We start from the raw sequence: 21,043 nt of genomic DNA, 5'->3' as shown, positions 1-21,043 counted from the left end.
CCGCTGACGCGTACGCTGAGGCCATGACCACCGCGAACAGCACTCAGGACCCATCCCGACTCACCGCCGTCGTCACCGGCGCCTCCTCCGGCATCGGCCGCGCCACTGCTCGCCGTCTGGTCGAGGAGGGCTGGCACGTGCTCGCCGTCGCCCGCCGCGAGGATCGGCTCGAGGAACTCGCCGCGGAGACCGGCTGCGAGGTGCTCGCGGTCGACATCACCGCCGACGACTCCGTGGACCGGCTCGTCGCCCGCGCTCGCGAGCTGTTCGGCTCCGGCCTGAACGCCGTGGTGCACGTGGCCGGCGGGGCTCTCGGCGTCGAGACCGCCGCCGAGGCCGATCTCGAGAAGTGGCAGCGGATGTATGACATCAACGTGCTCGGCACCGTGCGCGTCACCCGCGCCCTGCTGCCCGCGCTGCGTGAGAGCGGCCGCGGGGACCTGCTGTTCGTCACCTCCGTCGCCGGCCACGAGGCCTACCCCGGCGGCTCCGGGTACAACGCCGCCAAGGCCGGCGAGCACATGCTCGCTGGCGCCCTGCGGCTCGAGCTGAACGGTGAGCGGATCCGCGTCATCGAGATCGCCCCCGGCATGGTGCGCACCGAGGAGTTCTCCCTGGTGCGCCTCGGCGATCAGGACGCGGCCGACGCAGTCTACGACGGGGTCGAGCAGCCGCTCACCGCCGAGGACTGCGCCGATGTCATCTCCTATGCCCTGAACGCGCCCCACCACGTGAACCTCGACCTGGTGATGGTGCGTCCGCTCGCCCAGGCCGCGGCGCACCGGGTGGCCCGCCACCAGGGAGTCTGATGACCTCCCTGGGCGGGGCCGGCCACGGAGGCATGGGCGGAATGGGTGGCATGGGCGGCGGGGGCGGCCGGATGAATCCCGACCTGAAGCTCGCCCCCGGGCAGCGGCCCGATCTGCGACGGGTGCTCGCCCTGTTCCGCCCCTACCGCGGCACCCTCGCCGGGGTGCTCGCGCTGATCGTGCTCGGCGCCGCGGCCGGAGTCATCTCGCCGTTCCTGATCCGCGAGATCGTGGACGTCGCCCTGCCCGAGCAGCGCGCCGACGTGCTGGGCTGGGCGGTGGGTGGGCTGATCGCCGTCACCGTCGTCTCCAGCGCGCTCGGCGTCACCCAGTCGATGCTCTCCACCCGCGTGGGCCAGTCGGTGATGCACGATCTGCGCGTGGCCGTCTTCTCCCACCTGCAGCGCATGGGCCTGGGGTTCTTCACCCGCACCCGCACCGGTGAGATCCAGTCCCGGATCTTCTCCGACATCGGCTCGATGCAGGCCGTGGTCACCTCCGTGATGACCCAGATCGTCTCCGCCGGCGCGGGTGTGCTGATGGCCCTGGTGGCGATGCTGGCTCTGGACTGGAGGCTGACGCTTTTCTCCCTGATCGCGCTGCCCTTCGCGGTGTGGATGAACCGCCGCGTGGGGCGCCGCCGGAGGGAGATCGTGCGCACCCGCCAGGAGAAGGCCGCGGATCTCTCCGCCGGGATCCAGGAGTCGCTGTCCGTCTCCGGGATCCTGCTGGGCCTGACCATGGGCCGCACCCAGGCGCTCAGCGAGGCCTTCTCCGGCAGCTCCCGCGAGCTGGCCGAGCTCGAGGTCCGCTCCGAGATGGCGGGGCGCTGGCAGATGGCCGTCTTCACCACCCTGATGGCGCTGTTCCCGGCGCTGACCTATCTGCTGGGCGGCCACCTGCTGTTCTCCGACCCGGTGGGCAGCGGGGTCACCATCGGCACGCTGGTCGCCTTCATCGCCCTCCAGTCCGGGCTGTTCCCCCAGATCAACGGACTGCTGCGGGTCGCCACCCAGGTCAACAGCTCCCTCGCCCTGTTCTCTCGGGTGTTCGAGTACCTCGACGCCCCGATCCTGATCCAGGACGCGCCCGATGCCGTCGCCCTCGATCCCGCCGCCGTGCGCGGCGAGATCCGGTTCGAGGACGTCACCTTCACCTACCCGGGCGCCGAGGCGCCGGCCCTGCAGGCGCTGGACCTCGTGATCCCCGCCGGCAAGCACACCGCGCTGGTGGGCGCGACCGGCTCGGGCAAGACCAGCACCGGCTACCTGATGGCCCGCCTCTACGACCCGCAGGGCGGCAGGATCACCCTCGACGGGCACGACCTGCGGGGGATCACCATGGGATCGCTCGCCGCGAGCATCGGCGTGGTCACCCAGGAGACCTATCTGCTGCACGCGAGCATCGCGGACAACCTGCGCTTCGCCCGCCCCGAGGCGAGCGATGCGGAGATCGAGCAGGCCTGCCGGATCGCGCAGATCCACGACCACATCGTCTCCCTGCCGGACGGCTACGCCACCGTGGTGGGGGAGCGCGGCTACCGCTTCTCCGGCGGGGAGAAGCAGCGCCTGGCCCTGGCCCGCACCATCCTGCGGGACCCGCCGGTGCTGCTGCTGGACGAGGCCACCTCCGCGCTCGACGTCGCCACCGAGCGCGCGATGTCCGGCGCGCTCGACGCCGCGGCGCGCGGACGCACCACCGTCTCGATCGCCCACCGGCTCTCGACCGTGCGCCACGCCGACCAGATCATCGTGATGCAGTCAGGGAAGATCGTCGAACGGGGCACCTACGAGGAGCTCGTCGCCCGCGATGGCGCCTTCGCACAGCTGGCCCGCCAGGACGCGCGACGCGATCAGGACGCGGCCGGCGCGGAGGGGACAGGGGCGGCACCGCTGCACCCCTGAGGCGGGACCGGTCGGGACGGGCGCGCGCCGCGGAGGGCTCTGCTCAGGGCGGAGTACGACCAAAGGTGGAGGGCGATGTCCTCCCTGCGCGGGATGTGCACACCCCGGTGCGCAGGGAAGGATCTCTTCATGGAGAGGCGCCGCACCGTGCATGCAGGGCGGCGCCGGTGCACACACCAGGCAGGAGAGCACCTCATGACCACGATGCATCCGGGGCACATCGAGCGCGGCGGCCGCTGGACGAAGCCCGCCGTCGGCCGCCCCGTGCTCTTCGCCCTGCTGCTGATCATCGCGGCGCTGGGGACGCTGGTGCTGCTGATTGCGGGGCCGAGCCTCGCGCTGCCGCTGGCGATCGGCTGCGCCGCCTCGCTGGTGATGCTGGTGGGGGTCGCCTGGGCCGTCGCCGGCCCGCGACTGTGAACGCCTGAAGGGCTCTCCTCAGACGTCGATCTCGATCTCGCCCTCGCCGCGGGAGACGCAGGTGATCATCTGATCGTCCTTCTCGTCATCCATGAGGAACTCGTCCATGTGCTCCACCTGGCCGGAGACGAGGGGCACCACGCAGGTGCCGCACACGCCGCCCTCGCACGAGTAGTCCATCGACACGTCGGCGTCCAGCAGCGCCTGGAGGAGGGATTGGCCTTCCTCGACCTCGACCGTGATCCCCGACTTCAGGCACTTCGCGGTGAAGGGCTCCCCGAACAGCGACATCCTCGCTCCTTCTGCATCGATCGCCCCGGGACACGGGGCAGCACATCTCAGGTCCCAGTCTTCCACGACATCACCGCAGCGACGAGGTGAGACGGGCCTCGTCAGGCGCACCTCACGCCGAGCGTGCAGACGCGCTCAGGCCTGCTCAGGCCTGCTCAGTCCGCTCCTGCGACGCCGTGCTCCCGATCTCGCGCGGCAGCGCGCTCGTCGCGGAGCTGGGTGCGGGCGCGGAGATCGCCGCACGGGGCGTCGGCGACGGTGCGGGCGCGCTCGAGGGGCTCAGCGCGAGCGCGGAGGGCCCGAAGCTCAGCACCAGCAGGGCCGCGGCACCGAGCGCCGAGGCCCCGGGCCGTGCCCGGCGAGGGCCGGTCGCATCGTCCATAGCGTCATCTCCTCCTCCCGGTGCCATCACGTGCACCGAAGGCCCCATCGCACAGTGCGGGCCTGTGCACAGGCTGGACGCACGGCGCAGGAGGCCTGGGGACGAGGCCGCGCAGCGCTGCTGTTCCCCGCATCTCTTCTGCCGGGAGAGCGCGTGACCGGGTGCGGGGCGCGGCGTACACTGAGCGCCATCGGCATCGACCCGGCCATCACCGGAGAGCCGCGGGAAGAACCGCCCACCGCCCGCTCGCGGGCCGGGCCCAGTAGAACCCGCCGGGACCAGCCCGTCACAGCTGAGGAACAAGGGGAGGTCCCGTCGGCAGTCGTCGGCGCGAGGCGTCAACCGAGGTGGTACCGCGCCACCGGCCCCCGGGTCGGAGGCGTCCTCGGACATCGAGATGTCCCAGCCGCCGTCCCCTGTTCTCCCTCGGAGGTCCGCCCTCATGGTCTACCCGGTCACCGGAGCCCCGCTCGTCCCCTCGCCGAACCTGCCCGCGCTCGAGAACGCGATCCAGGAGTTCTGGCGCACCGACGACACCTTCCGCGCCTCGATCGCGCAGCGCGAGGGCGCCGAGGAGTTCGTCTTCTACGACGGTCCCCCCTTCGCCAACGGCCTGCCCCACTACGGGCACCTGCTGACCGGCTTCGTCAAGGACGTCGTGCCGCGCTTCCGCACCATGTGCGGGAACAAGGTGGACCGCCGCTTCGGCTGGGACACCCACGGGCTGCCCGCCGAGCTCGAGGCCATGCGGGAGCTCGGCATGACCGAGAAGCGCGAGATCGAGGAGATGGGCGTCCAGGAGTTCAACAGCGCCGCCCGCGCCTCGGTGCTGAAGTACACCGAGGAGTGGGAGGACTACGTCACCCGCCAGGCGCGCTGGGTCGACTTCGAGAACGACTACAAGACCCTCGACGTCACCTTCATGGAGTCGGTGCTGTGGGCGTTCAAGACCCTCTACGACAAGGGCCGCGCCTACGAGGGCTATTACGTCCTGCCCTACTGCTGGAAGGACCAGACCCCGCTGTCCGCGCACGAGCTGCGCATGGACGACGACGTCTACCAGGAGCGCCAGGACCAGACCGTCACCGTCACCTTCCCCTTCGCTGGCGAGAAGGCCGCCGAGCTGGGGCTCGAGGGCGTGAAGGCTCTCGCCTGGACCACCACCCCCTGGACCCTGCCCACCAACTTCTCCCTCGCCGTCGGCCCCGAGCTCGAGTACGCGGTGCTGCCGGCCGGTCCGCTTGGCGCGGCCGACGGCACCGCCGCGGGGGAGGGTCGTTATCTGCTGGCCCGCGCGCTCGTCGGCTCCTACGCCAAGGAGCTCGGCTACGAGAGCGCCGAGGATGCACTCGCCGCGTGCGAGGAGCGCGTCTTCGCCGGCGCCGAGCTCGAGCACGTGGCCTACCAGCCGCTGTGGACGGTCTACTCCGAGGACCGCGTGAAGTGGGGCACCGAGAACGCCTGGATCGTCACCGTCGCGGACTACGTCTCCACCGACGACGGCACCGGCGTGGTCCACCAGGCCACCGCCTACGGTGAGATCGACCAGCAGGTCAACGCCGAGTACGGAATCCCCGTGATCGTCTCCGTGGATGACGGTGCCCAGTTCCTGGACTACTTCGCCGGCACCGAGCTCGACGAGATCGCCGGAGTGCAGGTGTTCGAGGCGAACCGCCCGATCATCCGCAACCTCCAGCGCGCCGGACGCCTCGTGCGCGAGGCCAGCTACGTGCACTCCTACCCGCACTGCTGGCGCTGCCGCACCCCGCTGATCTACAAGGCCGTCAGCTCCTGGTACGTGAAGGTCGCCGATCAGCGCGAGCGCATGCTCGAGCTCAACGAGCAGATCGACTGGGTGCCCGGCAACGTCAAGCACGGCCAGTTCGGCCGCTGGCTCGAGGGCGCCCGCGACTGGGCGATCTCCCGCAACCGCTACTGGGGCACGCCGCTGCCGATCTGGAAGAGCGACGACCCGAACCACCCGCGCATCGAGGTCTACGGCTCCCTCGCCGAGATCGAGGAGGCCTTCGGCACCCTGCCCCGCAACGAGCACGGCGAGGTGGACCTCCACCGCCCCTACATCGACCAGCTCACCCGCCCGAACCCCGACGACCCGACGGGGAAGTCCACCATGCGCCGCGTCGAGGAGATCTTCGACGTCTGGTTCGACTCCGGGTCGATGCCGTTCGCGCAGATGCACTACCCCTTCGAGAACACCGACTGGTTCGAGTCGCACAACCCGGCGGACTTCATCGTCGAGTACATCGGCCAGACCCGCGGCTGGTTCTACGTCATGCACGTGCTGTCCACCGCGCTGTTCGACCGCCCCGCCTTCACCTCGGTGATCTGCCACGGCATCGTGCTCGGCGAGGACGGGCAGAAGATGTCCAAGTCGCTGCGCAACTACCCCGACGTGCGCGAGATGTTCGACAAGTACGGGGCCGACGCGATGCGCTGGTTCCTGATGAGCTCGCCCATCCTGCGCGGCGGCAACCTGGTCGTGGACGAGCCGAAGATCCGTGACGCCACGCGCCACGTGGTGCTGCCGCTGTGGAACGTCTGGTACTTCCTGGGCCTGTACGCCAACGCGGCGGGGGAGAAGGATGCCGACGGGACGCCGGTCGGCTACCGCGGAGCCACCCGCTACGACTCCACCGACGTCATGGACCGCTACCTGCTGGCCCGCACCGGCGACCTCGTGCGCGAGGTGAAGGCGGCGATGACCGCGCTGTCGATCGCCGACGCCGCCGAGCTGATCCAGGACTACCTGGACATGCTCACCAACTGGTACGTGCGCCGCTCCCGCGACCGCTTCTGGGAGGGTGACGAGCAGGCCATCGACGTGCTCTCCACCTGCCTGGAGACGCTGTGCCGGGTCGCGGCACCGCTGCTGCCGATGGTCTCCGAGGAGATCTGGAAGCAGCTCACCGGCGGCCGCTCCGTGCACCTGACGGACTGGCCGGATGCGGACCTGTTCCCGCAGGATGCGGACCTCGTGGCCCGGATGGACGATGTGCGCGCCATCGCGAGCGCCGGCAACGCCCTGCGCAAGAAGGAGCAGCTGCGCGCCCGCCTTCCGCTGGCCGAGCTCACGGTGGTGCACCACGCCCCGGCCTCGCTCGAGGCGTTCGCCTCGATCATCTCCGACGAGCTCAACGTCAAGGCCGTGCGACTGCTGGACGTGGCGAGCGAGGAGGCCCAGGGCATGGGCGTCGAGCAGCGCCTGAGCGTCAACGCCCGCGCCGCCGGCCCGCGACTGGGCAAGCAGGTCCAGACCGTCATCAAGGGCTCCAAGAGCGGCGACTGGTCCGTGGACGAGGCCGGCACGGTTACCTCCGGCGGCATCGCGCTGGCCGAGGGCGAGTACTCGCTGGACCTCGTGGCGGGGGAGTCCGCCGCGATGGAGGGGCGCGCCGTGGGCGTGCTGCGCGGCGGTGACTTCATCGCGCTCGATACCCGGGTCACCGAGGAGCTCGAGGCCGAGGGCATCGCCCGTGATGTGGTGCGGGCGATCCAGTCCGCACGCCGCGAGGCGGGGCTCGAGGTCTCCGACCGGATCCGCCTGACCGTGGACGGCGACGCACAGGTGGTCGCCGCGGTCACCGCGCACCGCGAGCTGGTCTCCGCCGAGGTGCTCGCGCTCGAGCTCGAGGCTCCCGCGGCCCCGGCCGACGGCGCGCACGAGGCGAGCGAGAAGGTCACCGGCGGCACCGTGCGCGTCTCCGTCGCGAAGATCTGAGTCGAGGACCTCTGCGAAGGTTCTGAGACGTCGGCGCGGGCCCTGCAGCACGGGGCCCGCGCCGATGCGTTGCAACTCGGTCTCGACTGGTCCTTGAAAGTTCGTGGACCCTGTTCTCCGGCCTAGAGCGGGGAGGGAACCGATCCCGGGGTCCTCTGAGCTCGGAGATCAAGATGGTCAGCACTTCCCCCGCCCCCCGTCACGCGCTCTCGGCGACGACCGCTTCCGCGAACGCCGGCCTGCGCCGACCCGCGCTCGCCCTCCTCGCCCTGCTGCTGCTGGCCGGCTCCATGCTCGCCGCCGCGCCGAGCGCGCGCGCCGAGACCCCGCCCTCCGGGCTCGGCGGCTTCTCTCCGAATCTGCTCATCACCGACACGATGATGTTCAAGGCCGATTCGATGAACCGCGACCAGGTCGATGCCTTCCTCCGTAAGGAGGGCAGCGCCTGCAAGGACGGCACCGACGGAGCTCCCTGCCTGAAGAACCTCCGCGAGAACACCCCGCGCCGTGCCGCGACCGCGTACTGCGATGCGGTCCCCGCGGTGAAGAATGCGACCGCCGGGCAGATCATCACCGACGCGGCCCGCGCCTGCGGCGTGAACCCTCAGGTGATCCTGGTGATGCTCCAGAAGGAGCAGGGCCTGATCACCACCCGGAACGCCACCCCGAGGCAGCTCGAGAAGGCGCTCGGCTTCGCCTGCCCGGACTTCCGGGCCTGCGACGACAAGTACAGCGGGTTCGTCCACCAGATCTACTACGGCACCTCCCGCCTGCAGGAGTACGGCGACCCGCAGCGGGGCTACCGCTACCAGGCCGGACGCACCTACACCATCCAGTACAGCCCGTACGAGTTCTGCGGCTACGGCGAGGTGACGATCGCCAACCGGGCCACAGCCGCGCTGTACAACTACACCCCGTTCACCCCCACCCAGGCCACGCTCGACGCAGGGGCCGGGGCGGTCTCCGACGACGTCTGCGCGACCTACGGCAATCGCAACTTCTTCCGGAACTTCTCGCTGTGGTTCGGCTCGCCGACGGGCGCCCCCGAGTCCCGCTGGCCGATCTCCGCCCCGTGGGGCAAGGACCCCGCAGCACCGTTCGTCGACGTGCCCTACGGCAGTTCGATCTTCTTCACCGAGATCGCCTGGATGAAGCACGAGGGCCTGTCCGAGGGGTGGAAGGAGAAGAACGGCTACAGCTATCGCCCGCTGCGACCGATCGCCCGTGACGCGATGGTGGCCTTCCTCTACCGCGCCGCCGGCGAACCGGAATTCACGCCCCCGAGGGTCTCTCCGTTCAAGGATGTCCCGGTCGGTTCGACGTTCTACAAGGAGATCACCTGGGCCGAGGCGCAGGGCATCACCACCGGCTGGGGCAAGGACAGCTTCCGCCCGCTCGCGCCGGTGAACCGCGACGCCATGGCCGCCTTCCTCTACCGCTCAGCAGGGGAGCCCGCCTACACGCCGCCTCGGGACTCCCCGTTCGAGGACGTCTCGAGCACGTCGACGTTCTACAAGGAGATCTCCTGGGCGGAGTCCGTCGGAATCACCACCGGCTGGAGCGACGGGACGTACCGCCCGCTGCAGCCGATCAACCGCGATGCCATGGCCGCCTTCGTCTACCGCTGGAAGGTCGCCTGAACCCTCTTCGTCATCCACAGCCCTGCCCGGAGAGTCCCCTGGACGTGGCATGCTCGGTCGGAAAGCGCCGGACGAGGGGATGAGCATGGTGAGCAGACGGGGAGTTCTGGGAGGGGTCGCCGCGCTGGCGGCGATGGCTCTCAGCGGGTGCGGCGGCGAGCGCAGGAAGCTCGCCGAAGCGGCCCAGGCGGCCGCCGCAGAGATCGACGGCGTCTCGGGCGCGGAGCTGGAGCCGGAGGACGGCGCGAACTTCGAACGCGCGTTGCGCGGCACCCTCACCCTCGAGACCGAGGACCATGCCGCGGGGCTCGCCGTGTTCGACGAGGCGATGCGCGCGATCGTCACCGTCGTCCATGACGAGCTCGGCGAGCCCGAAGCGGAGAGTCTTCGGGTCGGCTGGATCACCGCGGTCCTCGCGAACGGCGGGGAGATCACCGCCATGGAGCTCGAGCCCGATATGCAGGCGGCGAATCCGCGCCTGGACCGGATCACGGCCGGCTCCTTCTACGCCAAGTACGGCCTGAGCTGAGTCCCACGGACGGCACTGCACGCCGCGGGACGGGACTCCGCCGAGGTCCGCGGACCAGCGGGGCAGGTGCCGCGGCGCCGTGGCGCGCTGCGCTCACGGTGCACCGCGGCCCACCGTCACCACCTGGGATCCCACGACGGTGGTGCCCTCTCCGAGGTACCGGCCGGTGAGATCGCGCTCCAGCGAGGACAGCGTGGGATCACCAGCAGTCGCCCGCCCGACGCTTCCCGCGTAGCCGCCGGTGGCCTCGCCCTGCAGACCCATCGAGTCGTGGTTCGACTGCAGGATCGTCACCGGATGGGCGGAGGGGACCGGATAGCCGGGCAGTGTCACCTCGTGCCGGTGGGGCGCGCTCAGCGTGCCGCCGTCCGCCTGCGCGCCGCCCAGATCCAGGGCGGGGATCAGGTCTCCGCTGATCCCGTCCGCACCGAACCCGCCGCCGTGGTTCACGTTCACCGACTGGGTCGAGCCCTGGGCGGGCACCACGGTCTGCACCGGGGAGCCCACCGAGAACGCATGGGTCACGTTGTAGGTGCCGGAGTCGCCGGAGCTGCTGTTGAAGGTGGGATCGGCGGAGAGATGGTTCGCCACGATGCCGCCCTGGGAATGGCCGACCAGCAGCACATCGGCGCCCGCCGGCACCCCGGCGGCCTCCATCGCGGCGCGCACGTCATCCATCGCGGCGGGATGCTGCCCGGCCACCAGGCGCAGGTTCGAGCCCCAGTCCCGCGAATTGCCCTGCTCCCCGTAGGCGCCGGGGACGTCGGAGAAGGCAGCGCCCTCCGTGGGCGGGACCTGGACGATGTACGCGGGATCACCGCCGCCGGTGCGATGGACCTCCTGGATGCCGATCTGCCCGTGCTCGAGAGGCCCACCGGGGTTGTCCATCCGCAGCGCATCGTTCTGCACGATCAGGTCCTGCAGGGTCTGCGCGCCCTGCGCGGGGACGGGCTCGGTGCGCACCGAGTCGACGATGCCTCCCGGCCGGTCATCCAGCAGCGCAGTGTCCTGCCCGGTGACGGCCTCCCACATCCCCACACCGCCCGAGCCCGCCGCCAGCAGACCCGCGGCGCCCAGCTCGGCGATCGTCGGCACGCGCTCGCCGGTGGCCCAGTCCCCGAGGATCTCCCCGAAGTGGCTCGCATCCCGCTGGAACTGGGCGAGCCCGGCGGTGCTGACCCCGAACCGGTCCAGCCCGTCCTCGAGCATGTCGAACCCGGTGTCGAACCCCTGGCCGATCGCCTCGGAGGCCGTGCCGGCGAAGGCCGAGAGGAGATCCTCGGCCGGGCCCTCGAGCCAGTCCGGGATCCAGGGGTTGTCCTCGTGGAGATAGCCGCCGCGCGCACCCGCACCGGAGCCGTCGGCTGGGGCTCTCGTGCCGCGGTGCTCCTCGCCGGCCGCGCCCTCTGCGCCCGCGCCGTCGGAGCCCCGGCCCTGTGGGCTCGAGGCGGCGTCCTGCTGCTCCGCCTCGCCGCACGCCCCGTCTCCGAGCGCGAGCAGCTCGGTGCTCAGCGTCTGGAGGTGCTGGGCGGCGCCGTTCTGCCAGCGGTGGCGGAACTGCTCGGCATCAGCGCCGGTCCACGCCGTGCCGTCCACGGCGGCGCCGAGCCGCGCAGTGACGGCCTCGACCTGGCCCGAGGCCGTGCGCAGTCGTTCGGCATGCGCACGCACCTGCGCAGGGTCCATGCCCCAGAAGGCGCTCATCGCGCACCGCCCGAGGCGGCGCTCGCGGACGCGAAGCGGATCCCCTGCTCGAGCACCGGCAGCACGCTGCCCAGCACGTCGCCGTCTGCGACCGGATGGACCTCGAGCGCGGGGCTCGCGGGCTGATCGAGCCGGTACAGCCCGTGCCGCCCGTGGACCCACAGGCGGGACCAGGTGATCGGCTCCTCCGCGACCTGCCGGTGCGGGTCGTGGAGGGTCAGGGCGAGAGAGACCCGCGGCCCGGTCGCCGTGAGCGCATCGCGCGGCGCCTCGTCGAGATCAGGGATGCTCGCGAACGCCTCCTCGGCCGGAGCCCCGTGCAGGAGTGCGGCGTGCGCGAGCCGGCTCTGGGCGGGGGAGAGGCGCAGGGCATCGCGCTGGTGCTCGACGCTCAGCTGCGCGGGGGACAGCGCGATGCCGGAGTCCTCGAGCAGCGAGGTGACCGCCGCGGGCACCTGCTGCACGTCGACCTCGCACCAGTGCGAGGGGCCCTCGCCATCGGCCCGTTCGAGCGTCGCGGTGGACGGTGCCAGGCCGATCCGCAGGCTGCGCGTCCGCTCACCGTCGGTCACCGCGATGACCAGCAGGGCGGACGATCGCAGGTGCCGGGCCACCAGATCCAGGCCGGGCCCCTCGAGGCCCACCGCTCCGGCGCTCGTGCCGGTGTCGTGGCTGCGGCTCGATTCCTCGGCCAGCACCCGGTACACCGGATTCCATTCCCGGCCGGGATCGGCTCCCCGGCCCGCGCTCTGCGCCGCGCGCTGCACGGTCGCGATCACCTCGGTCATCGCATCCCCCTCATCCCTCGGCGGGCCCCGTCGGCCCTCGTTCGTCTCCTGGAGCGTATGGGGGCGCTCACATCCGCGAGGAGGGGGCCCTGGCCGTTGTGGACCCGGGCACGGTGGGGAGGAACCGTCACAGCCGCTGCTCGTACACTGAGCCGCGCCCCGTCCGTGCTGATCCAGGAGCCGCTGTGCCCCGTCCCTCCCGTCCGACCATGTCGCCCGAGCTGCGAGAGGTCTATGCGGCGCTGCTCGAGCGCGCACCGGAGAACCGGATCGAGCCCGACCTCTCGCGCATCACGCGCGTGATGGAGCTGATGGGGGACCCGCAGAACTCGTACCGGTCGATCCGGATCGCCGGCACCAACGGCAAGACCACCACCGCGCGGATCCTCGAGCGGATCCTGCGCGAGGCGGGTCTGCGCACGGGGCGCACCACCAGCCCGCACCTGCGCTCTCCCGTCGAGCGGATCGCGATCGACGGAGCATCGATCGACGAGGAGGGCTTCCTCCAGGCCTACCGGGACGTGGAGCCCTTCGCCGCGATCGTCGACGCCGAGTCCGCGGCCGCCGGCGGACCGCCCCTGACCTACTTCGAGTACCTCACCGCGATGTCCTTCCAGGCCTTCGCCTCCGCCCCGGTCGACGTCGCCGTGGTGGAGACCGGGCTCGGCGGGACCTGGGACGCGACCGGCGCCGTCGACCCCGACGTCGCCGTGATCACCCCCATCTCCCTGGACCACCAGGAGTACCTCGGGGAGACCATCGCAGAGATCGCGGGGGAGAAGGCAGGGATCCTCACCTCCCGGGCCACCGCGGTGATCGCCTCCCAGCCCTACCAGGACGCCGCCGATGTGCTGCGCGAGCGGATCACCGAGCTGGGCGCGGAGGCCGCGGTCGAGGATCAGCAGATCGGCGTGATCGCCCGGACCCCGGGCGTGGGCGGGCAGATGCTGACCCTCCAGGGCATCGCCGGCCGCTATGAGGACCTGTTCCTCTCGCTGCTGGGCGAGCATCAGGCCCGCAACGCCCTCCTCGCCGTCTCCGCGGCGGAGGCCCTGCTCGGCGACGGCGGCACGGTCCTGGACGGCGAGATGCTCGGTGCCGCGCTGTCGACCGTCACCTCGCCGGGGCGCGCGGAGGTGGTGCGCCAGGCGCCCACCGTTCTGCTGGATGCCGCGCACAACCCCGCCGGGGCGCTGACCCTGGTCGAGACCGTCCGCGAGAACTTCCGCTTCACCCGCTCCGTCGGCCTGATCGGCATCCTCCAGGAGAAGGACGCCGCAGGGGTGCTCGAGGCGCTCGAACCGCTGCTGGACGCGGTGGTGATCTCCCAGTCGAGCTCCCCGCGCGCCGTGCCCACGGACCGTCTCGCCGAGCTCGCCCGCGACATCTTCGACGACGAGGACCGCGTCTTCGAGCAGCCCAGCCTGCCGGACGCGATCCAGGCCGCCGTGGACCTCGCCGAGCTGGACGGGGACCAGTTCGGGGGAGTGGTCGCCGCCGGTTCTGTGACCCTCGTGGCCGAGGTGCGCGACCTGCTCGGCGTGCCGGAGGAGGACTGACCATGAACCTCGACCTCACCCCCTCGCCCCGCCCGCATGGCGCGCAGCGGATGATCTCCGCGACGGTCCTGGTGACCGAGGCGTTCGTGGTGTTCTTCGCGGCGCTGGTGGCGCACCAGCTCGTGCCCGACGACCGCGCCCTGACCTGGACCTGGGCGCTGCTGACCGTGCTCGCCCTGGTGCTGTGTTCGGGGATGCTCAAGCGCGGCGCCTGGCCGTACTGGCTCGGGCTCGCGCTGCAGCTGCCCGTGCTGCTGCTGGGCCTCCAGGTCACCGCGATGTGGGTGGTGGGCGCCGGATTCGCGGCCCTGTACACCTACGGCATCTTCAAGGGCCATCAGCTCGACGCCGAGAAGGACGAGGTCGACGCGCAGGTGCTCGCCGCTCGCGCCGCGGAGTCCGACGGAGGGGCCAGCTGACCTCCGCGGTCCCGACAGGCCGGTCATGGCCGGGAGCATCCGCCCACGTGGGTACCCTGGTGCCATGACCGCACAGCGCACACTCGTCCTGCTCAAGCCCGACGCCGTCCAGCGCGGCCTGCGCGGGGAGATCATCCGCCGCATCGAGGCCAAGGGATACGACATCCTCGCTCTGGCCCAGCGCACCGCCACCGCCGAGGAGCTCGCCGCCCACTACGCCGAGCACGAGGGCAAGCCCTTCTATCCCGGCCTCGTCGACTACATGGGCTCCGCCCCTCTCGTTGCGATCGTCGCCGAGGGTGAGGGCGTGATCCCCGGATTCCGCTCCCTGGCCGGCGCCACCAACCCCACCGAGGCCGCCCCCGGCACCATCCGCGGCGACCTGGCTCGCGAGTGGGACCTGCCCGTCATCCAGAACCTCGTGCACGGCTCGGACTCCGAGGAGTCCGCAGCCCGCGAGATCGGCATCTGGTTCCCCGAGCTGGGCTGAGCCTCCGCGCTCTCAAGTCCGACCTCGCCCGAGCCATCCCGCGCCGGCCGGGGTGAGGCGCGCCGCACCCCGCGGTCCAGCCTCACCCCAGCCGCGCGGTGCACAATGACGACCATGGACCTGCCCTTCGTCGTCATCGTGTTCCTGGCCCTCGCCGTGCTCCTGGCCGCGGGGATCCTGGTCGCGGTCGCGCTGCCGCACCTCAAGGGCGCCGTCGACGACGAACGCGGCAGCCGCGACGACGACGATCCCCGCCACACCTCGCGCACCCGCCGCTGAAGGGGCGGGCACCGCATGTGAAGGTCCCGAATCGGGCCGGGGTCGCATCGCGCCTAGACTGGCGGCTGTCCTCGCCGCTTCGTCGGCTTCCCCGACCTCGGAGGTGACCCGTGGAACCCGATGCCCTACTCGCACTCCTCGCCGGCGGCGGCGGCACCGTCGCCGTGCTGGGCGCCGGCGCCTGGGCCTACCTGCGCAGCCGCGGCCGCAAGAAATCCTCGGACGAGACGACCGCGCGAGAGGACGACGGCACCGGGACGGGCACCGCCGCCTCCGCCACCGCCGTCAAGGAGCGCCCCGCCGCCCCGACCTGGGCGGACACCCTCTCCGCGCCGTCCGCGAAGCCCGCTGAGCGAGTGGACGCCCCCGGCGCCGATGCTCCCCGCGCCGACGCCCCCGTCGGGACCGCCGAGGCGCGCGAGCCCTCAGCCTCCGAGGCATCCCAGACCGCCCCCGAGCAGACCGCCCCTGCACAGCCCGGGGCCGAGCAGCCCGGGACAGAGGCGCCGGAGACCACCGAGCCGGCCACTGACCCGTCGGACGTCCCCTTCGACCAGGAGAACCCGCCGCAGACCTCCGTCGTTGAGGAGCACCTCGCCGACGGGGCCCCGGCCGCCGACGCGCAGACCGCTCCGCCCGAGACCGCCCCGGCCGACGCGCCGGTCGAGGAGGAGCCCGCCGCCGGCACCCTCCTGGACACCCCCGAGGCGCCCGCCGAGCGGATGGTGCGCCTGCGCGAGCGGCTCTCCCGCTCCGGCGCCCTGGGCCGCGGCATCCTCACCCTCCTCACCCGCGGCTCCGGCGTGGACGAGGACACCTGGGACGAGATCGAGGAGACGCTGCTGATGGCGGACCTCGGCCCGGACGCCACCGACGAGATGCTCGAGAACCTCCGCCGCCGCATCCAGGTGCTCGGCACCGATGATCCCGAGGTGGTGCGCGAGGCTCTGCGCGAGGAGCTCCTGGCCCTGGTCAACCCGGACCTGGACCGCCGCCTCGCGGCCACCCGCCGGGAGGCGCCGGACGGCGTCGAGGTCCCCTCCGTGCTGATGATGGTGGGCGTCAACGGCACCGGGAAGACCACCACCGTCGGCAAGCTCGCCCGCGTGCTGGTCGCCGCCGAGCGCACCGTCGTGCTCGGCGCCGCGGACACCTTCCGCGCCGCCGCCGCGGAGCAGCTGGCCACCTGGGGCTCCCGGGTGGGCGTGGACACCGTCCGCTCCGACCGCGACGGCGCGGACCCCGCCGCCGTCGCCTTCGATGCGGTCAAGGCCGGAATCGAGCAGGAGGTCGACGTGGTCATCATCGACACCGCCGGGCGCCTGCAGAACAAGAAGGGCCTGATGGACGAGCTCGGCAAGGTGCGCCGCGTCGCCGAGAAGGGCCTGCACGGCGACCAGGTCGCCGAGGTGCTGCTGGTCATCGACGCCACCACCGGCCAGAACGGCATGCAGCAGGCCCGCGTGTTCTCCGAGGCGGTCCACATCACCGGGATCGTGCTGACCAAGCTCGACGGCACCGCCAAGGGCGGCATCGTGGTCAACGTCCAGCGGGAGCTCGGCGTTCCCGTGAAGATGGTGGGCCTCGGCGAGGGTGTGGACGACCTCACCCCCTTCGACCCCCACGGCTTCGTGGACGCGCTGCTCGAGGGCTGACCGCCCCCCGCTGCTCGTCCGCCTCCCCGCAGGACCCCCGTCGGCAGCGACGGGGGTCCTGCGCCGCTACGGGGCGTCCACCCGGCAAGATCGCGCATCACGGAAAGGTCACGGGCGCTTCTCGCTGTGGGCCTCACCGGGCTGTGAGCGCACCATGAGGCCACGGCCCGCACGGCCGTTCGGAGCCGGGACCTGCACAGCGTTCCCGGTCCGGTACCCTCCACCAGGAGCCGCCATGGAGACCTTCGACCTCGACACCGGAGCCACCGCCTGGATCCTCACCAGTGCCGCCCTCGTGCTGCTGATGACCCCGGGCCTGTCCCTCTTCTACGGAGGCATGGTGCGAGCCCGCACCGTGCTGAACATGATGCTGATGTCATTCAGCGCGATCGCCGTGGTCGCGATCGCCTGGACCGTCGCCGGATACTCGATCGCCTTCGGCGCCGACGTTGGCGGCCTGTTCGGGAGCCCGCTGGAGTTTCTGGGCCTGGCCGGCACCGACGACCAGTCCCTCCTCGCCGAGAGCGGCGTGCCCTTCCTCGTCGCGGCAGGCTTCCAGATGACCTTCGCGATCATCTCCACCGCCCTGATCTCCGGCGCGATCGCCGACCGCGTCAAGCTCGGCACCTGGCTGGTCTTCGCCGCCCTGTGGGTGCTGATCGTGTACGCACCCCTGGCCCACATGGTCTGGGGCGGCGGCCTGCTCAGCGGCGACGGCCCCTTCGCCGCGATCGCCGAGCCGGTCGACTTCGCCGGCGGCACCGTGGTCCACATCAACGCCGGCGTCGCCGGTCTCGTGCTCGCCCTGGTGGTCGGCGCGCGCAAGGGCTTCGGCAAGGAGCCGATGAAGCCCCACAACCTGCCGCTGGTCATGCTCGGCGCCGCACTGCTGTGGTTCGGCTGGTTCGGCTTCAACGGAGGCTCCGCCGGCACGGCCGACGGCACCGCGGGCCTGGCCTGGGTCAACACCACGGTGGCCACGGCGGGTGCCATGCTCGGATGGGCCCTCGTGGAGCGGATCCGCGACAAGCACGTCACCTCTCTCGGCATGGCCTCGGGCGTCGTTGCCGGCCTGGTCGCGATCACCCCGGCCGCCGCCGCGCTCACGCCGCTCACCTCGACCGTGCTCGGTCTCGCGGCAGGTCTCGCCTGCGCGCTCGCCGTCGGCCTGAAGTACCGCTTCGGCATCGACGACTCGCTCGACGTGGTCGGCGTGCACCTGGTCGGCGGCCTCGTTGGCACCATCGGGATCGGCTTCCTCGCCGTGGACGGCGGTCTCCTCCTCGGCGGCGGCGCGAGCCTGCTGCTGGTCCAGACCCTCGTCGCGATCGTGGCCATGCTGATCTCCGCGGTGCTGACCCTCGCCATCGCCCTGGTGCTCAAGTACACGATGGGCTGGCGGATCCCCGAGGCCGACGAACAGGCCGGGATCGACATCACCCATCACGCCGAGGCCGGATACGATCTGGTCGGCGCCCTGGCCTCCCGCCGGGACCGCTCCTCGGCCCCCGCCTTCCCGACCCGGGACCCCGGTCCCGAGCCGCGCAACCCGGCCCCCGTCGGCCGTGCCGCGGCCGACGGCCCCGTCAACGGGCCCGGCCCGGTCCGCGAGGCCGCCGGACCCGGCGCGGACGCCGCCGAGGAGACCACCCGTCCCGCCGTCGCAGGAGAGCCCCGATGAAGCTGATCACCGCCATCATCCAGCCGCACGCCCTGCAGGACGTCACCGACTCCCTGCGCGAGTACGGGGTGACGGGCCTGACCCTCACCGAGGTCGCCGGCTACGGCCGCCAGGGCGGCCACACCGAGGTCTACCGCGGCGCCGAGTACACAATCGACACCATCCCCAAGATCAAGGTCGAGGTGCTCGCGCTGGAGAGCGACGAGTCCGCGATCATCGAACTGGTCCTCGCCGCCTCCCGCACCGGGAGGATCGGCGACGGGAAGATCTGGACCACCGACGTTGGCACCGCGGTGCGCGTGCGCACCGGGGAACGGGGGGCGGATGCCCTCTGAGGAGCTCTCCTCCCGCCGGATCACCCAGGTGCTCCACGAGGGCTTCGCGGACCCCTCCGCCGGCCCCTCCCGCAGGCTCGCCCAGTCCGACCTCGTCGACGACTGGCTGCGCACCCTGTGGGAGCGGGCCGGCGAGGCCGTGCCCGGGGACGGCGGCGCGGCGCTCGCCGCGATCGGCTCCCTGGGCCGCCGCTCCCTCGGCCCCGCCAGCGACCTCGACCTGGTGCTGCTCGTGGACCCTGCCCGGGTGGGCTCCGAGCAAGCCGCCGCGCTCGCCGGAGCGCTGTGGTACCCGATCTGGGACTCCGGCACCTCCCTGGACCACTCGATGCGCAGCCCCGAGGAGTGCGAGCAGGTCGCCGCCACCGACCTGCGCACCGCGATCGCGCTGCTGGACCTGCGGCACATCGCGGGGGACGCGCAGCTCGTCGAGGACACCGCCGCCCGGGTCCGCGCCCGATGGCGGCGCGAGGCGCGCCGACGGGTCGGGGAGGTCGTCGACCTCGCCAGGGGCCGCGACCGGCGCTACGGCTCCCTCGCCCACGCCACCGAGCCGAACCTCAAGTCCGACCGCGGCGGGCTGCGCGACATCACCGTGATCCGGGCGCTCGCCGAGAGCTGGCTGGCCGACCACGACCACGAGGTCGTCGACGCCGCCTCGCGCACCCTGCGGGACGCGCGCGACGCTCTGCAGGCCGTCACCGGCGCCTCGGGCACGCGTCTGGGCCGCGCCGACCAGGACGCGGTCGCGGCGCTCACCGGGCACTCCACCGCCGATGACCACCACGCCGTCCTCGCCGACGCCGCCCGGGCCGTGACCTGGGAGCTGCACCGCGCGGTGCGCGCCGCGGAGGCCGCGATCGCTCCCGGCGGCAGCGCCACCCGTGGCGTCGGCACCGCGCGACGCCCCGCCCTCGAGCGCCTCGGGCACGGCGTGATCGTCCAGGCCGGGGAGGTGTCCGTCGACCCGTCCTCCCGGGACCTGCTGCGGGATGTGGCCGCGGTGCGGCACGCCGCGACCACGGGGCTCCCGCTGGCCGAGGCGACCCTAGCCCGCATGGCGCAGGAGCCCGTGGCGCCCTTGCTGCCCGCCCAGCGCGACGTGCTCGTCGACGCCCTCGCCGGGGAGCACCTCGCCGACGCCTATGAGGCCCTTGACGTCAAGGGCGTGTTCTCCCGCTGGGTGCCGGGCTGGACCGTGATCCGCAACCGGCCCCAGCGCTCGGCCGTGCACCGCTTCACCGTGGACCGCCACCAGATCGAGACCGTGCTCGAGGCGCAGCGCTTCCTGTCCCGCGTCAGCCGACCCGACCTGCTCCTGGTCACCGCCCTGCTGCACGACCTCGGCAAGCGCCCCGGGGCGCGGGACCACGCCGCCGAGGGCGCGCCGCTCGCCGAGACCGCGGCCCGGCACCTCGGCTTCGACAGGGCCGATGCCCGCACGATCGCGACCCTCGTGCGCGAGCACCTGACCTTGGTGGGCCTCGCGACCGGCCGTGACCTCGCCGACCCCTCGACCCTGCGGGAGCTGCTGCGAGCGGTGGACGAGGACCTCGACACCCTCGAGCTGCTGCGGGCCCTGACAGAGGCCGACGCGATCGCCGCCGGCCCCTCGGCCTGGTCCACCTGGCGCGCCGACCTCGTCGACCACCTCACCGACCTCGGGCGCGACGCGCTGCGCGGCACCGAGACCGCGCCCCGCACCCGGCTGGCCCCGCAGCGCTCCGCCCAGGAGGCGGTGCTCGCCGCGGTGCGCCGCAGCGACAGCGCCCAGGTCATCTACCCCGCCCCGCTGGACGACGAGCCGATCGCGCAGCTCTGCCTCGGCGCCCCCGACGGCGCCGGGGTTTTCGCGGCGATGGCGCGGGTGCTGGTGCGGCTGCGCCTGGACGTGCACAGCGCCGTGGTCAGCACCCAGGACGGGATCGCCGTGAACACCTGGTGGGTCACCGGCACCCAGGCCGACCTCCCGCACCCCTCCGTGATGCGCTCGGCTCTGGACCGGGAGCTGGCGCACCGGGACCGGGCCGATGCCCGGGTGCTCGAGCTCCCGCCGGCCCCGCCGCTGCGGACCACCGAGGACGCCCCGGTGGTGACGCTCCTGCCCGGCGCCTCGCGCGAGGCGAGCGTCGTGCAGGTCAACGCCCGCAACCGTCCCAGCCTCCTGGCCGACGTCGCCGAGACGATCACCGTCCACGGGCTGCGGGTGCGCAGCGCCCACGTTATGACCCTCGGCCGGCGCGCGGTAAACGTGCTGTACCTGACCGATCAGCACGGCCGCGCCCTGGACGCGCCGACCGTCGGCCGGATCGTCGCGGCCCTGATGGACGCCGCCTCGAGCTGAGCCGGCCGGCTCGGCGTCGCCGCGCAGGCTCGGCCGCCGCGCAGGCTCAGGCGCGGCGCGGGGTGGGCATCCTTC

The 21,043-nt window shown here is 72.3% G+C and carries 18 protein-coding genes; 14 read left to right on the top strand and 4 right to left on the bottom strand.

The window, feature by feature from the left end; genetic code table 11:
- Positions 1-23: 23 nt before the first annotated feature.
- From BN4251_RS07270 to BN4251_RS07260, 3 genes are all read left to right on the top strand, one after another.
- Complete coding sequence (locus BN4251_RS07270; protein WP_087484465.1) at positions 24-809, top strand: SDR family oxidoreductase; 786 nt, start codon at positions 24-26, stop codon at positions 807-809.
- Positions 809-2,713, top strand: a complete 1,905-nt coding sequence (locus BN4251_RS07265) for an ABC transporter ATP-binding protein (RefSeq protein WP_425426193.1) — start codon at positions 809-811, stop codon at positions 2,711-2,713. Before BN4251_RS07270 ends, BN4251_RS07265 begins: the two co-directional genes overlap by 1 nt.
- A gap of 195 nt (positions 2,714-2,908) precedes the next feature.
- A complete protein-coding gene (locus BN4251_RS07260) occupies positions 2,909-3,133 on the top strand; it encodes a hypothetical protein (protein ID WP_087484464.1) in 225 nt (74 codons plus the stop codon).
- 18 nt (positions 3,134-3,151) lie between these two features.
- Here BN4251_RS07260 and BN4251_RS07255 read toward each other — a convergent pair whose 3' ends face one another.
- Both BN4251_RS07255 and BN4251_RS07250 read right to left on the bottom strand, forming a co-directional pair.
- Positions 3,152-3,424 carry a 2Fe-2S iron-sulfur cluster-binding protein gene (locus BN4251_RS07255; protein WP_087484463.1) on the bottom strand — a complete coding sequence of 91 codons (273 nt, stop codon included), beginning with the start codon at positions 3,422-3,424 and terminating at the stop codon, positions 3,152-3,154.
- Between the two features lie 145 nt (positions 3,425-3,569).
- The gene (locus tag BN4251_RS07250) at positions 3,570-3,806 is read right to left on the bottom strand and encodes a hypothetical protein (protein WP_087484462.1); all 237 of its coding nucleotides are present in this window, start codon (positions 3,804-3,806) and stop codon (positions 3,570-3,572) included.
- 442 nt (positions 3,807-4,248) lie between these two features.
- Between BN4251_RS07250 and ileS the strand changes: the two genes are divergently transcribed.
- The 3 genes from ileS to BN4251_RS07235 all read left to right on the top strand — a co-directional run bounded on the left by ileS (position 4,249) and on the right by BN4251_RS07235 (position 9,714).
- A complete protein-coding gene (gene ileS, locus BN4251_RS07245; protein ID WP_087484461.1) occupies positions 4,249-7,545 on the top strand; it encodes an isoleucine--tRNA ligase in 3,297 nt (1,098 codons plus the stop codon).
- Positions 7,546-7,718: 173 nt separating this feature from the next.
- Positions 7,719-9,185 (top strand): S-layer homology domain-containing protein, encoded by a 1,467-nt coding sequence (locus tag BN4251_RS18655; protein WP_245810241.1) that lies wholly within the window; start codon positions 7,719-7,721, stop codon positions 9,183-9,185.
- A gap of 85 nt (positions 9,186-9,270) precedes the next feature.
- On the top strand, positions 9,271-9,714 hold the full coding sequence (locus BN4251_RS07235) for a hypothetical protein (protein ID WP_170931874.1): 444 nt from the start codon (positions 9,271-9,273) through the stop codon (positions 9,712-9,714).
- 93 nt (positions 9,715-9,807) lie between these two features.
- Here BN4251_RS07235 and BN4251_RS07230 read toward each other — a convergent pair whose 3' ends face one another.
- Entirely contained in the window at positions 9,808-11,418 is a 1,611-nt protein-coding gene (locus tag BN4251_RS07230; RefSeq protein ID WP_087484459.1) for a WXG100 family type VII secretion target, read from the bottom strand.
- Complete coding sequence (locus tag BN4251_RS07225; protein ID WP_087484458.1) at positions 11,415-12,206, bottom strand: hypothetical protein; 792 nt, start codon at positions 12,204-12,206, stop codon at positions 11,415-11,417. Before BN4251_RS07225 ends, BN4251_RS07230 begins: the two co-directional genes overlap by 4 nt.
- A 209-nt stretch (positions 12,207-12,415) precedes the next feature.
- Between BN4251_RS07225 and BN4251_RS07220 the strand changes: the two genes are divergently transcribed.
- From BN4251_RS07220 to BN4251_RS07190, 8 genes are all read left to right on the top strand, one after another.
- Entirely contained in the window at positions 12,416-13,765 is a 1,350-nt protein-coding gene (locus BN4251_RS07220) for a bifunctional folylpolyglutamate synthase/dihydrofolate synthase (protein ID WP_087484457.1), read from the top strand.
- A 2-nt stretch (positions 13,766-13,767) separates the two neighbouring features.
- A complete protein-coding gene (locus BN4251_RS07215) occupies positions 13,768-14,184 on the top strand; it encodes a DUF4233 domain-containing protein (RefSeq protein WP_087484456.1) in 417 nt (138 codons plus the stop codon).
- A 64-nt stretch (positions 14,185-14,248) separates the two neighbouring features.
- Positions 14,249-14,674: a nucleoside-diphosphate kinase gene (ndk, locus tag BN4251_RS07210; RefSeq protein ID WP_087484455.1), complete on the top strand. Its 426-nt coding sequence runs from the start codon at positions 14,249-14,251 to the stop codon at positions 14,672-14,674.
- Positions 14,675-14,788: 114 nt separating this feature from the next.
- On the top strand, positions 14,789-14,953 hold the full coding sequence (locus BN4251_RS18255) for a hypothetical protein (RefSeq protein WP_170931873.1): 165 nt from the start codon (positions 14,789-14,791) through the stop codon (positions 14,951-14,953).
- A 110-nt stretch (positions 14,954-15,063) separates the two neighbouring features.
- Positions 15,064-16,608 (top strand): signal recognition particle-docking protein FtsY, encoded by a 1,545-nt coding sequence (gene ftsY, locus BN4251_RS07205; protein WP_087484454.1) that lies wholly within the window; start codon positions 15,064-15,066, stop codon positions 16,606-16,608.
- A 235-nt stretch (positions 16,609-16,843) separates the two neighbouring features.
- The gene (locus BN4251_RS07200; protein WP_087484453.1) at positions 16,844-18,289 is read left to right on the top strand and encodes an ammonium transporter; all 1,446 of its coding nucleotides are present in this window, start codon (positions 16,844-16,846) and stop codon (positions 18,287-18,289) included.
- A complete protein-coding gene (locus BN4251_RS07195) occupies positions 18,286-18,624 on the top strand; it encodes a P-II family nitrogen regulator (protein WP_087484452.1) in 339 nt (112 codons plus the stop codon). The genes BN4251_RS07200 and BN4251_RS07195 overlap by 4 nt, the downstream gene beginning before the upstream one ends.
- Positions 18,614-20,968 carry a [protein-PII] uridylyltransferase family protein gene (locus BN4251_RS07190; protein WP_087484451.1) on the top strand — a complete coding sequence of 785 codons (2,355 nt, stop codon included), beginning with the start codon at positions 18,614-18,616 and terminating at the stop codon, positions 20,966-20,968. Before BN4251_RS07195 ends, BN4251_RS07190 begins: the two co-directional genes overlap by 11 nt.
- The last annotated feature ends 75 nt before the right edge of the window (positions 20,969-21,043 follow it).

Origin of the sequence: Brachybacterium massiliense, from assembly GCF_900184245.1 — a bacterium.
Classification (GTDB): Bacteria; Actinomycetota; Actinomycetes; order Actinomycetales; family Dermabacteraceae; genus Brachybacterium; species Brachybacterium massiliense.
Note: the sequence above shows the minus strand (reverse complement) of the source record. Positions and strands in the feature narration are given on the sequence as shown.